The organism is Bradyrhizobium sp. 18BD (assembly GCF_054185225.1).
In genome coordinates this window covers 23011-35826 of the sequence record NZ_JAVAYL010000007.1, presented here as the reverse complement: position 1 = coordinate 35826, position 12816 = coordinate 23011, and the positions used below count along the sequence as shown (strand labels likewise).

General features: G+C 65.4%; 8 protein-coding genes. 5 read left to right on the top strand and 3 right to left on the bottom strand.

Annotated features, from left to right (window positions below):
• Positions 1-90: 90 nt before the first annotated feature.
• Positions 91-717 (top strand): glutathione S-transferase family protein, encoded by a 627-nt coding sequence (locus RAD16_RS14545; RefSeq protein ID WP_458158577.1) that lies wholly within the window; start codon positions 91-93, stop codon positions 715-717.
• 172 nt (positions 718-889) lie between these two features.
• Here the strand turns inward: RAD16_RS14545 and RAD16_RS14540 are convergent, their stop codons facing one another.
• From RAD16_RS14540 to RAD16_RS14530, 3 genes are all read right to left on the bottom strand, one after another.
• Positions 890-1525 (bottom strand): LysE family translocator, encoded by a 636-nt coding sequence (locus RAD16_RS14540; RefSeq protein ID WP_458158576.1) that lies wholly within the window; start codon positions 1523-1525, stop codon positions 890-892.
• A 298-nt stretch (positions 1526-1823) separates the two neighbouring features.
• Positions 1824-4892 (bottom strand): DNA polymerase I, encoded by a 3069-nt coding sequence (gene polA, locus RAD16_RS14535; RefSeq protein ID WP_458158575.1) that lies wholly within the window; start codon positions 4890-4892, stop codon positions 1824-1826.
• A gap of 211 nt (positions 4893-5103) precedes the next feature.
• Complete coding sequence (locus tag RAD16_RS14530; RefSeq protein ID WP_458158574.1) at positions 5104-6171, bottom strand: acyltransferase family protein; 1068 nt, start codon at positions 6169-6171, stop codon at positions 5104-5106.
• A 196-nt stretch (positions 6172-6367) separates the two neighbouring features.
• Here RAD16_RS14530 and RAD16_RS14525 point away from each other — a divergent pair, with 196 nt between their 5' ends.
• The 4 genes from RAD16_RS14525 to RAD16_RS14510 all read left to right on the top strand — a co-directional run bounded on the left by RAD16_RS14525 (position 6368) and on the right by RAD16_RS14510 (position 12687).
• The gene (locus RAD16_RS14525) at positions 6368-7684 is read left to right on the top strand and encodes a UDP-glucose dehydrogenase family protein (protein ID WP_458158573.1); all 1317 of its coding nucleotides are present in this window, start codon (positions 6368-6370) and stop codon (positions 7682-7684) included.
• A gap of 217 nt (positions 7685-7901) precedes the next feature.
• Positions 7902-10376: an ATP-dependent helicase HrpB gene (gene hrpB, locus RAD16_RS14520; RefSeq protein WP_458158572.1), complete on the top strand. Its 2475-nt coding sequence runs from the start codon at positions 7902-7904 to the stop codon at positions 10374-10376.
• Positions 10377-10494: 118 nt separating this feature from the next.
• Entirely contained in the window at positions 10495-11007 is a 513-nt protein-coding gene (locus RAD16_RS14515; RefSeq protein WP_458158571.1) for a TIGR02281 family clan AA aspartic protease, read from the top strand.
• 180 nt (positions 11008-11187) lie between these two features.
• On the top strand, positions 11188-12687 hold the full coding sequence (locus RAD16_RS14510; protein WP_458158570.1) for a phosphomannomutase/phosphoglucomutase: 1500 nt from the start codon (positions 11188-11190) through the stop codon (positions 12685-12687).
• Positions 12688-12816: the final 129 nt, after the last annotated feature.

Below are 12816 nucleotides of genomic sequence, written 5' to 3'. Positions count from 1 at the left end.
GGGGGTGCAACCTTCTGGAGTAGTGGAGGGGCCTCCCGTTGGGGACGGAAGCAAGGAAATCGGGCAAAGAAACTCGGCAAGGAAACTGGCATGACCATCGAGCTGCACACCTGGAACACGCCGAACGGCCGCAAGATCTCGGTCGCGCTGGAGGAAATGGGGCTGCCCTACAGGGTGGTCCCGGTGAACATCACCAAGGGCGAGCAGATGGCGCCCGGGTTCCTGAAGCTGTCCCCGAACAACAAGATCCCGGCGATCCTCGATCCGGAAGGCCCCGACGGCAAGCCCGTCGGTATCTTCGAGTCCGGCGCGATCCTGCTCTATCTCGGCGAAAAGACCGGCAAATTCCTGCCGAAATCGCTCGGCGCCCGCGTCCCCGTCTACGAATGGCTGATGTGGCAGATGGGCGGCTTCGGCCCGATGCCCGGCCAGGTCCATCATTTCATTGCACTCGAGAATGAGCAGGACCGCGCCTACGGCCTGAAGCGCTACATGGCCGAGACGCGCCGGCTCTATGGCGTGCTGGACCGCCGGCTCGCCGACCACGACTTCGTCGCAGGTGACCTCTCGGTCGCCGATTTTGCCATCCTGGGCTGGGCCTGGCGCCACCCTCGCCACAAGGTTGATCTGGCCGACTTCCCCAACGTCAAGCGCTGGTACGACGCCCTGATGGCGCGCCCGGCCGTGAAGCGGGGCATGGAGGCAAAGCTGGATTAGCCCGCCGCCTCGTGCCCCGGACGCAGCGCAGCGCGTAAGCGGTGCGCTGCAGGGCCGGGGCCCATGCCCGCCCCTGTGATCTCGTTCTTAACCTTCTGGGTCCCGGCTCTGCGCAGCAGCGCAAGAGCGCTGCAGCGCGTCCGGGACACGAGCGCGCGGCGCGCGACCTCGGTCACACCTTCTTCGCTTCCACCGCCATCCGCACGGCGAGCCCGGCCAGCACCGTGCCCATCAGCCAGCGCTGCACCAGCATCCAGCTCGGCCGGCTCGCCAGGAACAGCGCGATCGATCCTGCGGCGAGCGCGATGATCGCGTTGACGCTGACGCTGATCGCGATCTGGATCGCGCCCAGCACCACCGACTGCGTCAGCACGCTGCCGGCGGCGGGATCGATGAACTGCGGCAGCAGCGCCAGATACAGCATCGCGATCTTCGGATTGAGCAGATTGGTGACGAGCCCCATCGCGAACAATTTGGACGGGCTGTCGATCGCGACCTGCTTCACCTGGAACGGCGAACGTCCGCCCGGCTTCACGGCCTGCCAGGCGAGCCAGAGCATGTAGCCGGCGCCAGCGAAGCGCAGCGCGTCATAGGCGAAGGGAATCGCGAGCAGCAGCGCCGTGATGCCGAACGCTGCGCACAGCATGTAGAACACGAAGCCCAGCGCCACGCCGCCGAGCGAGACGATTCCTGCCGCAGGTCCCTGCGTGATCGAGCGCGAGATCAGATAGATCATGTTCGGCCCGGGCGTGAGCACGAGACCAAGGCAGACGAGGGCAAAGCCGAGCAAGGCGGGGGTGTGAGGCATGATTGAACCAATGCGGGAGACGCGCCGGTTCTAATAGGTGCGGCTGCGCCGGGCCATCGCGCAATTGCTCGGAGGACAATTCAGCTCTCGTGTCCCGGGCGCAGCTCTGCCTTCTCGCGCCGATGCACTCCCTCGCCCCGTTCTTACGGGGCACGACGAGCCTCGCTCGCGCTGAGGAGGTTGGGGTGAGGGGCTCTCTCCGCTAGCGTTGTCTGTCGATAGACCTGTACCCCCTCACCCGAATCGCATCTGACGATGCGATCCGACCTCTCCCCGCAAGCGGGGCGAGGTAAGAAGATCAGTGCGCCTCGTCCCAATTCTTCGCCGCGCGGGCGTCGACATGCAGCGGCACCGACAGCAGCACGGCCGGGAACGGCGCGTCCTGCATGACGTGCTGCACGACGGGCAGCGTCGCCTCGACCTCGGCGTCCGGCACTTCGAAGATCAGTTCGTCGTGCACCTGCAGCAGCATCTGCGCCGAGAGCTTCTTCGCAGCGAGTGCATCCTCCACACGTGTCATGGCGCGGCGGATGATGTCGGCGGCGGTGCCCTGAAGTCGAGCGTTGATCGCGGCGCGCTCGTTGAACGCGCGCACCGAGGCATTGGACGCCTTGATATCGGGGTAGTGGCACTTGCGGCCGAACAGTGTGGTGACGTAGCCGTGCTGCCGGCAGAAATCGCGCGTCTCGTCCATATAGGCGCGGATGCCGGGGAAGCGCTCAAAGTACTTCTTGATGTAGGCGGAGGCTTCCTCGCGGGCGATGCCGAGCTGGTTGGCAAGGCCGAACGCCGAGATGCCGTAGATGATGCCGAAATTGATCGCTTTCGCACGGCGGCGGACTTCGCTCGGCATGCCCTCGATCGGCACGCCGAACATTTCGGACGCCGTCATGGCGTGAATGTCGAGGCCATCGCGGAACGCCTGCTTCAGCACAGGAATGTCGGCGATCTCCGCCAGCAACCGCAGCTCGATCTGCGAGTAGTCGGCGGAGACGAGCTTGTGCCCAGGCGTCGCGATGAACGCCCGACGGATCTTGCGGCCGTCCTCGGTGCGCACGGGGATGTTCTGCAAATTCGGCTCGTTCGACGACAGCCGGCCCGTAGTGGTCGCGGCCAGCGCGTAGGTCGTGTGCACCCGATGGGTCTGCGGATTGACGTAGGTCGGCAGGGCGTCGGTGTAGGTCGATTTCAGTTTCGAGACCTGGCGCCACTCCAGGATCTTCTTCGGGAAGTCGTAGCCCTGCTCGGCGAGGTCATCGAGCACCTGCGCGGTGGTGGACCACGCACCGGTCTTGGTCTTGCTGCCGCCCGGCAATCCCATCTTGCCGAACAGGATGTCGCCGATCTGCTTGGGGCTGCCGACATTGACGGGTTCGCCGGCGATCTCCTGGATCTCGGCTTCGACGCGCGCCGCGGTCTGGGCGAAGTCGCCGGAGAGACGCGACAGGACCTGGCGGTCGATCGAGATGCCGCGCCGCTCCATGCGCGCGAGCACGGAGACGAGCGGCCGCTCCAGCGTCTCGTAGACGGTGGTCATGTGCTCGGCGACCAGGCGCGGCTTCAGCACGCGCCAGACGCGCAGAGCCATGTCGGCGCCTTCCGCTGACAGCGGCGCAGCCTTGTCGATCGGGACCTGGTCGAAGGTGATCTTGCCCTTGCCGCTGCCGAGCAGCTCGCTCTCCTTCAGCATGGCGTGGCCGAACCAGCGCTCGGATAGCGATTCCAGCGCGTGCGAGCCACGCCCGGCATCGAGCACGTAGGAGATCAGTTGCGCATCGTCGACGTTACGCAGAGTGATGCCGTGCTGCGCCAGCATCACGGCGGCAAATTTGACGTCGAAGCCGATCTTGAGGATGCCCGTCGATTCCAGCACGGGCCGCAGCGCCTCGATGGCATCGGCATGCTTGACCTGGTCGGGCGCAGGACCGGCGTCGAACAGGCCAGCGCCGCCGCCGGATTGCTTGTGTGCCAGCGGCACGTAGCAGGCCTCGTTCGGCGCCACGGCCAGCGCGAGGCCACAGAAATCGGCCTGCATGGGATCGATCGAGTTTCCTCGCATCTCGATCGCAACGTGGCCGGCATCATGGATGCGGGCGATAAAGGCGTTGAGTTCCTTCAGCGACTTGATCGTCTGATATTTGCTGCGATCGACAGGAAGCTTGCGCAGCACTTCCTCACGCGCAGCCGCGAGGGAGACCGGCCCGCCTTTCGGACTCGCGGCCTTCTCTTCCTTGCTTGCCGATGTGTTGCGCTCGCCCGGCCGGGCCTGCGCCGGTGTGCTGGCGCCCGGTGCGGGCACGACGTCCGAGGGCGGCAGCGGCGAGAATACGCTGGCGCCGCTCGCATAGCCGGGATCGGCATCGACATTGGATGGATCGATCTGCGAATAATCGGCCACACGGCGCGTCAGCGTGGAAAATTCCATCGCCTTCAGGAAGGCGATCAGCTTGCGCGCGTCGGGCTCGTGGACGGCGAGATCGTCCAGCGGCACCTCCAGCTCGACCTTGTCGTCGAGCAGCACGAGCTGGCGCGAGATCCGCGCCTTCTCGGCATTCTCGATCAGCGCTTCGCGCCGCTTCGGCTGCTTGATCTCGGTGGCGCGGAACAGGAGCTGCTCGAGGTCGCCATATTCGACGATCAATTGCGCAGCGGTCTTGATGCCGATGCCGGGCACGCCAGGCACGTTGTCGGTGGAATCGCCGGCGAGTGCTTGGACCTCGACCACCTTCTCCGGTGGCACGCCGAACTTCTCGATCACCTCGGGAACCCCGATGCGGCGATCCTTCATGGTGTCGTACATCAAGATCTTGTCGTTCACGAGCTGCATCAGATCCTTGTCGGAGGACACGATGGTCGTTGTGGCGCCGCGCTCGCTCGCTTGCCGCGCATAGGTTGCGATGAGATCGTCGGCCTCGAAGCCGCCCTGTTCCAGGCAGGGCAGGTCGAAGGCGCGCACCGCCTCGCGGATCAGCGCGAATTGCGGGATCAGATCGTCAGGCGCCGGCGGCCGGTGCGCCTTGTACTCGGGATAGATCTTGTTGCGGAAGGTGACTTCCGACTTGTCGAACACGATTGCCAGATGCGTCGGCCGGTTGTCGGCGGGCATGTCGCGCAACAGCTTCCACAGCATGTTGCAGAAGCCGAGCACCGCGTTGACCTGCAGCCCGTCGGACTTGCGGTTCAAAGGCGGCAGAGCGTGATAGGCGCGGAAGATGTAGCCGGAACCGTCCACCAGGAAGATGTGGTCACCCTTGCCGGCCGCCTTCGCCGCAACCGGTTTGGCAGCAGCTGTCGCCGCGGCGGGTTTGGCGTCGACGGCAGCCTTGGTGTCAGCTTTGGCGGAGGTCTTCGGGGATGTTTTGGGCATGGCCGCAATGTATGAATTTTTGCGGGTTTTGACAGCCTTGGGACGGGGATTTTTGGCTTGCTGGCGCCACTATCCCCACTGTCATTCTCCACATCCCCGCTGTCATTCCCGGCGAAACGGGGAATCCAGTACGCCGCGGCTTCTCGGCTCAGTCACTGGCGCCTCGGCGTACTGGGCGCCCGGTCGCCGGGCGACGACACCGAGAATGGAGCTACTCCGCCGCCTGCAACACCGGCCCGGCCTTCTTCGGCGCGATCCAGAATGTATCCGGCCGCTCGAACAGGAAGTGCGCATTGAGCCGCAACGCGGCCTGCCAGATCGCAAGCGATCCGATCACGCCGACGACGGTAACGATCAGCGACACCGTGCCGATGTCAGGGATGATGCCGGTGTGCAGCAGCAGCAAGCGCGTCGCCGCCATCGGCAGGAAGAAGGCGAGATAGATCACGATCGAATGCTCGCCGCAGAAGCGGAAGAAGTTCAGCCAATGTGCGCGCGCGAGCAGCGTGCCCATCGTGATGATCGCGCAGGCGCCGGCAAAGCCGAGCACGAGCGACGCGATCTTCCATTCGCTGACGCCAAGCGAAACGAGACCGGCATTGACCAGCGCCCAGGCCGCAAGCGCAACAAGCGCGAGCGCCGGATAATTGCGCGCGCGATCCGACAGCGCGAACACGTAAGGTGCGAACAGATAGCCCGAATAGAAATAGACGAAGCGCGCGCAGAACTCGTCGATCGCGGTCCAGCCGGTCGTGATGCGCGCCGTCTCCAGCGCGGCCGCCACGAACCAGATCGCCGGCGCGGGGATTCGTCGTGTCAATTTTGTGACGACGAAGAAGATCGGCAGCAGGTAGATGAACCAGAGTGTGCCGAACGGCTCCATGAAGGATTCCAGATACAGCAGGCCCGCATCGCGCCAGCTCGATTCCGCCGCGAAAGCGGGGGCCTTGAAGCCGAACTGGATTGTCACCCAGACGACATAGAAATAAGCGAAATGCACCACCTTGCGGTCGAGATAGGTTCGCCAGTCGCGGTCGATCACGAGCGGCAGGAAAAGGCCCGAGATCAGGAAGAAATCCGGCATCCGGAACGGCTTTGCGAAGGCCACCAGAACATGCATGAAACCGGTCTCGCCGGCGGCGAGCTCGACCCCCAGCACCGAATGCATCATCACCACCATGACGATGCAGATGCCCTTGGCATAGTCGACCCAGTCGACACGCGCGGCAGCAGGGCCCCTGGAAAGCCCGCCCGCAGCGATTGTGCCTGATGAGGCCATGGTGTCCCTTTTCGAGCCATGTTCCGCCCGGCCCTGTCTGGGCGTGGGGCAGTTTGAAGCCTTGCGGTTTCCGACTTCTTTACCGGTTCAATTCGCGTGCCGGTTTTTGCGATGCTGACGGTTCCCTTCCACGGGGAAAATGCTAAACCGACCTCAGGATTGGGGTTTCGTTAACCAAGCTAAAACAGGGTTTTCCATGCGCATCGCGATGATCGGAACGGGCTATGTGGGACTGGTGTCCGGAGCCTGCTTTGCGGATTTCGGTCACGACGTCACCTGCGTCGACAAGGACGAGAAGAAGATCGCGGCGCTTCATCGCGGCGAGATCCCGATCTACGAGCCGGGCCTCGACGAACTGGTCGCGACCAATGTGAAGGCCAAGCGGCTCGACTTCACCACCGACCTGTCGAAGCCGGTCGCGGATGCGGACGCCGTGTTCATCGCGGTCGGCACGCCCTCGCGTCGCGGTGACGGCCATGCCGATCTCTCCTATGTCTACGCCGCCGCCAAGGAGGTCGCACAGTCGCTCACCGGCTTCACCGTGGTGGTGACGAAGTCGACCGTGCCTGTGGGCACCGGCGACGAGGTCGAGCGCATTATCCGCGAAGCCAATCCGAAGGCCGACGTTGTCGTCGCCTCCAATCCCGAATTCCTGCGCGAGGGCGCCGCGATCCGCGACTTCAAGTTTCCTGATCGCGTCGTGGTCGGCACCTCCGACGAGCGCGGCCGCAAGGTGATGGGCGACATCTATCGCCCGCTGTCGCTGAACCAGGCGCCGCTGATGTTCACCGCGCGCCGCACCGCCGAGATGATCAAATACGCCGCCAACGCCTTCCTCGCCACCAAGATCACCTTCATCAACGAGATCGCCGACCTCTCCGAGAAGGTCGGCGCCAACGTGCAGGAAGTCGCGCGCGGCATTGGCCTGGACAACCGCATCGGAACCAAGTTCCTGCATGCCGGTCCCGGCTTCGGTGGCTCGTGCTTTCCGAAGGATACCAAGGCGCTGATCAAGATCGCGCAGGACTATGATGTGAGCTTGCGCATCGTCGAATCCGTGCTCGCGGTCAACGAGAACCGCAAGCGCGCGATGGCGCGCAAGGTGAGCCAGGCGCTCGGCGGCTCGCTGCGGGGCAAGACCATCGCCGTGCTCGGCCTCACCTTCAAGCCCGATACCGACGACATGCGCGATGCGCCGTCGATCCCGCTGGTGACGGGCCTTCTCGACATGGGCGCGAACGTGAGGGCCTTCGATCCCGTCGGTATGGAGCAGGCCAAGAGTGAGCTGCCCAGCATCGCCTATAGCGAGGACGCTTATTCCTGCGCTCAAGGCGCCGATGCTCTCGTCGTCGTCACGGAATGGGTGCAGTTCCGCGGCCTCGATCTCGGCCGGCTGAAGAGCGTCATGGCGCAGCCCGTCGTCGTTGATCTGCGCAATATCTTCAGCCCCGAAGACATGGCTGCCGCCGGCTTCACCTATGAGAGCGTCGGCCGCCCGCCAGCCCAGGGCTGACGATCCACTATCGCGCATGATTCCGTCATGGCCGGGCTTGCGGTCTTCGCCTAGGCTTCGCCGGCCCGATTCTGTAAAGCCCGGCGAAGCACTCGCGGAGCTCGGTCCCGGCCATCCACGTCTTGTTCACTCGCGGGTGAAAGAACGTGGGTGCCCGGCACCATTGTGTGGAGAGGCGCTTCGCGCTTTTGTTCGGGCATGACGAACGGATAAATACTTGCCCCTTACCTTCGACACGCCCCTCCCGATCGATGCCGTGCTCGACGACCTCTCGCGCACGCTGGAGGCGCATAACGCGGCCGTGCTGGTGGCGCCTCCGGGCGCGGGCAAGACCACGCGCGTGCCGCTGGCGCTGCTCGATGCTCCCTGGGCCAAGGGCAAGAAGATCATCGTGCTGGAGCCGCGGCGCATCGCGGCGCGGGCCAGCGCCGACCGCATGGCCAAGTCGCTGGGCGAGCGCGCAGGCGAAACCGTCGGCTATCGCGTCCGCTTCGGCTCGAAGATCTCGCGCGCGACGCGCATTGAGGTGGTGACCGAGGGCATCTTCACCCGCCAGATCCTCGACGATCCCGAGCTCTCCGGCGTCGCCGCCATCCTGTTCGACGAATTCCACGAGCGCTCGCTCGATGCCGACATGGGTCTTGCGCTGGCGCGCGATGCGCAAACGGGCCTGCGGGAGGACCTGCGCATCCTCGTGATGTCGGCGACGCTCGATGGCGCACGCGTCGCAAAGCTGCTGGGCGAGGCGCCCGTCGTCGAGAGCGAGGGCCGGGCCTTTCCTGTCGAGACGCGCTATCTCGGTCGCAAGGCGGATGCGCCGATCGAGCGGCAGATGGCGGATGCGATTGCCTCGGCGCTGCGTGCCGACAGCGGCTCGGTGCTGGCGTTCCTGCCGGGCGCCGCCGAAATCCGCCGCACCCAGAATTTCCTCGGCGAACGCGTGCAGGATGCCAGCATCGAGATCGTGCCGCTGTTCGGTGCGCTCGACGCCGCCGTGCAGGATCGCGCCATTTCCCCCGCACCCAAAGGCATGCGCAAGGTGGTGCTCGCGACCTCGATCGCGGAAACCTCGCTCACCATCGAGGGCGTGCGCATCGTGGTCGATTCCGGTCTCGCCCGCGTGCCGCGCTACGAACCCGACATCGGCCTGACCCGGCTCGAGACCGTGCGCGCCGCACGCGCTGCGGTGGACCAGCGCCGCGGCCGCGCCGGCCGTACCGAGCCCGGTGTCTGCTATCGGCTCTGGGACGAACCGCAGACCGCTTCGCTTGCGCCCTATACCCAACCGGAAATTTTGAGCGCAGACCTGTCCTCGCTCGTGCTCGATCTCGCGCAATGGGGCGTCGCCGATCCTGCCGCGCTGTCGTTCCTCGACCCGCCGCCGCAGCCGGCCTGGAAGGAAGCCAAGAGCCTGCTGTCAGAGCTCAACGCGCTGGACGGCGACGGCCGCATCACCGCCGAGGGAAAAAGCCTGCGTGCGCTGGCGCTGCCGCCGCGGCTGGCGCGCATGATCGTGGATTCGCACCGCGCCGGCGAGGGTGAAGCCGCGGCCGAGATCGCGGCGATCATCACCGAGCGCGGGCTCGGCGGTGACAGCGTCGATCTCGAGCATCGGCGCGACCAGTTCCGCCGCGATCGCTCGCCGCGTGCCGCGAGCGCGCGCGATCTCGCCCGGCGCTGGGCCTCGCAGGTGGCGGCGTCGGAGAAGGCGGGGCAGCCGGATGATCTCTCCACCGGCCTGATGCTGGCCTACGCCTTCCCGGACCGCGTCGCGCGCAATCGCGGCAATGGCAGCTTTGTGCTCGCCAACGGCCGCGGCGCTGCCGTCGAGCAGACCTCGTCGCTTGCCCGCGCGCCCTACATTGCGATCGGCGAGATGACCGGAACGGCGGCGAGCGGCCGCATCCTGCTCGCCGCGCAGATCACGCAGGACGAGATCGAACGTCACTTCGCCGAGCATATCGAGAGCGTCGACGAGATCTCCTTCGATCGCGGCGCGATGGCACTGCGCGCGCGGCGCAAACGCGTGCTGCATGCGATCACGCTGTCCGAAGCGACGCTTGCCGTGTCGCCCTCCGAGGACACTGCGCGCATTTTTGCCGATGGGCTGATCGCCGCAGGTCTCGACCGGCTGCCCTGGTCGAAGGCGGCCAAGCAGTGGCGCGACCGCGTGATGTTCTTGCGCAAGGCCGAAGGCGATAGCTGGCCGGATCTGACGGACGACGGGCTGATCGCGCGGCGTGACGACTGGCTGGTGCCGGCGCTCTACGACAAGATCGCGCTGAAGGATATCTCGCCCGGCGATCTCTCCGACGCGCTGATGGCGCTGCTGCCCTGGGAGATGCGCGCGCGGCTGGATCGCGAAGCGCCGACGCATTTCGAGGCGCCCACGGGAAGCGTGCTGGCGATCGACTACGAGGCCGAACAGGGGCCGACCATCGCGGTGCGGCTGCAGGAATTGTTCGGGCTCAACACCCATCCGTCGATCGCGGCGGGCAAGGTGCCGCTGGTGCTGGAATTGCTGTCGCCGGCGCAGCGCCCGGTGCAGGTGACGCGCGATCTCCCCGGTTTCTGGCGCGGCAGTTACGCTGCTGTGCGCTCCGACCTGCGCGGCCGCTACCCGCGCCATCCCTGGCCGGACGATCCCGCCAGCGCGGCGCCGACCCGGCGGGCCAAGCCGCGCGGGACGTGAAGCCCGATTAACCGTTCACTCATCCTTTTCGTCAAAATAGCACCGCGCTGATCGCGGCATCGCTCGCGGCCCGGCGTGTCGCGTGGTGAAATCGGGCGTTCGGCTCGGAAATGGTGTGATGCGTAACATTGTGATCATCGCGGCCGTCATGATGGGCCTCGGCACCTTCATGGCGCAGATGGCGGACAAGATGAGCTCCGCTTCAGCGACATCGGCGCCGCGCACGACGGTCGCAGTCGCGGCTACCGCGCCGGCCGGCGGCCGCAGCCTCAACATCCCCCGCGACGGGCGCGGCCACTTCCAGACCGAGGGCCGGATCGACGGCCAGCGCATCGGCTTCATGATCGACACCGGCGCCTCCGTGGTGGCGCTGAACGAGACCTCGGCCGCGCGCTTTGGCCTGCGCCCCTCGCGCGGCGAGTACAACGCCACGGTCTCGACCGCCAACGGCACCATCAAGGCCGCCCGCACCCGGATCGCGATGCTGGATGTCGGCGGCCTCATCGTGCGCGACGTCGATGCGATGGTGCTGCCCGACGAGGCGCTGTCGGAGAACCTGCTCGGCCTCTCCTTCCTGTCCCGCCTCAAGCGTTTTGAGTACGCCAACGGCCAGATGGTGCTGGAGCAGTAAATTCGGGCGGATTACGGCTCGATAATTTGATATTGCCCTGAGCGAGCCCCGCTGCAGGTCACGTTTTCCTGTTACCAAACGGCCGCAATTATCGGCCACAAGCCTTCATTCCCGCCTTCCGCTGCGGCCCGGCATTCGCTAAGGCTGCATCAATTCCTGCCCTTTTCACGAGACGTCTCAATGTTTCCCAAGCCGAAATCCGTTTTGCTGCCGAACACTTACGCCTTCGAATCCGAGCCGATGGTGAAGCCCACCGGTTTTCGCGAATACGACGCGCGCTGGTTGTTCCAGAAGGAAATCAACCTGATGGGTGTGCAGGCGCTCGGCATGGGCCTGGGCGCGCTGATCGCCGAGCTCGGCGTCAAACAGGAGATCGTCACCGGCCACGATTTCCGCGGCTATTCGGCCTCGATCAAATATGCGCTGATCTCCGGCCTGATGGCGGCGGGCTGCAAGGTGCACGACATCGGGCTCGCAGTGACGCCGATGGCCTATTTCGCGCAGTTCGATCTCGACGTGCCCTGCGTCGCCATGGTCACGGCCTCGCATAACGACAATGGCTGGACCGGCGTGAAGATGGGCGCCAACCGCCCGCTGACCTTCGGCCCCGACGAGATGACCCGGCTGAAGGAGATCGTGCTCAACGCCGATTTCAAGAACAAGGCCGGCGGCTCCTACCAGTTCCACGAGAACTATCCGGCGCGCTACATCGCCGACCTCACCAATCGTCCGAAGCTCAAGCGCAAGCTCAAGGTCGTCGCGGCCTGCGGCAACGGCACCGCCGGCGCGTTCGCGCCACAGGTGCTGGAGGCGATCGGTTGCGAGGTGATCCCGCTCGACACCGAGCTCGACCACACCTTCCCGAAATACAATCCGAACCCCGAAGACATGGAGATGCTGCACGCCATCCGCGACGCGGTGCTGCAGCACAAGGCCGATGTCGGTCTCGGCTTCGACGGTGACGGCGACCGCTGCGGCGTCGTCGACAACACCGGCGAGGAGATCTTTGCCGACAAGGTCGGCGTGATGCTGGCGCGCGACATGTCGGCGATCCACAAGGACGCACATTTCATCGTTGACGTGAAATCGACCGGCCTCTTCATCACCGATCCGGTGCTGCAGAAGCAGGGCGCCAGGACCGCTTATTGGAAGACCGGCCATTCCTACATGAAGCGCCGCACCAACGAGACCGGCGCGCTCGCGGGCTTCGAGAAGTCCGGCCACTTCTTCTTCAACAAGCCGTATGGCCGTGGCTATGACGACGGCCTCGTCTCCGCGATCGCGATCTGCGACATGCTCGACCGCGCGCCGGGCAAGTCGATGGCGGACTTGAAGATCGCGCTGCCGAAGACCTGGTCGTCGCCGACCATGTCGCCACATTGCGCTGATGAGACCAAGTACGGCGTCATCGACAAGGTGGTGAAGCATTTTGAAGGCCTGCAAGCCAAGGGCGCCAAGATCGGCGGTCAGTCGATCCGCGATCTCGTCACCGTCAACGGCGTGCGCGTCACGGTCGAGGACGGCAGCTGGGGCCTGGTGCGGGCGTCCTCCAACAAGCCGGAGCTCGTCGTCGTGGTCGAGAGCCCGGTCTCGGAGCAGCGCATGCACGACATGTTCGAGATGGTGAACGGCGTGCTGCGTAACCATCCGGAAGTCGGCGAGTACAATCAGACGATTTGATTGGAGGCGATCCGCCGCGTCATTGGCGGGGGCTCCCTCGCCCCGTTCTTACGGGGAGAGGGTTGGGGTGAGGGGCCTCTCTCCGCGCATGCGCATGTCGCGAGACCTGTACCCCCTCACCCGGATTGC

What these genes read in the sequence shown, in the direction of transcription:
- RAD16_RS14545 (WP_458158577.1), top strand. Translation starts at nt 91, where the DNA reads ATGACCATCGAGCTGCACACCTGGAACACGCCGAACGGCCGCAAGATC.
- RAD16_RS14540 (WP_458158576.1), bottom strand. Translation starts at nt 1,525, where the DNA reads ATGCCTCACACCCCCGCCTTGCTCGGCTTTGCCCTCGTCTGCCTTGGT.
- polA (WP_458158575.1), bottom strand. Translation starts at nt 4,892, where the DNA reads ATGCCCAAAACATCCCCGAAGACCTCCGCCAAAGCTGACACCAAGGCT.
- RAD16_RS14530 (WP_458158574.1), bottom strand. Translation starts at nt 6,171, where the DNA reads ATGGCCTCATCAGGCACAATCGCTGCGGGCGGGCTTTCCAGGGGCCCT.
- RAD16_RS14525 (WP_458158573.1), top strand. Translation starts at nt 6,368, where the DNA reads ATGCGCATCGCGATGATCGGAACGGGCTATGTGGGACTGGTGTCCGGA.
- RAD16_RS14515 (WP_458158571.1), top strand. Translation starts at nt 10,495, where the DNA reads ATGCGTAACATTGTGATCATCGCGGCCGTCATGATGGGCCTCGGCACC.
- RAD16_RS14510 (WP_458158570.1), top strand. Translation starts at nt 11,188, where the DNA reads ATGTTTCCCAAGCCGAAATCCGTTTTGCTGCCGAACACTTACGCCTTC.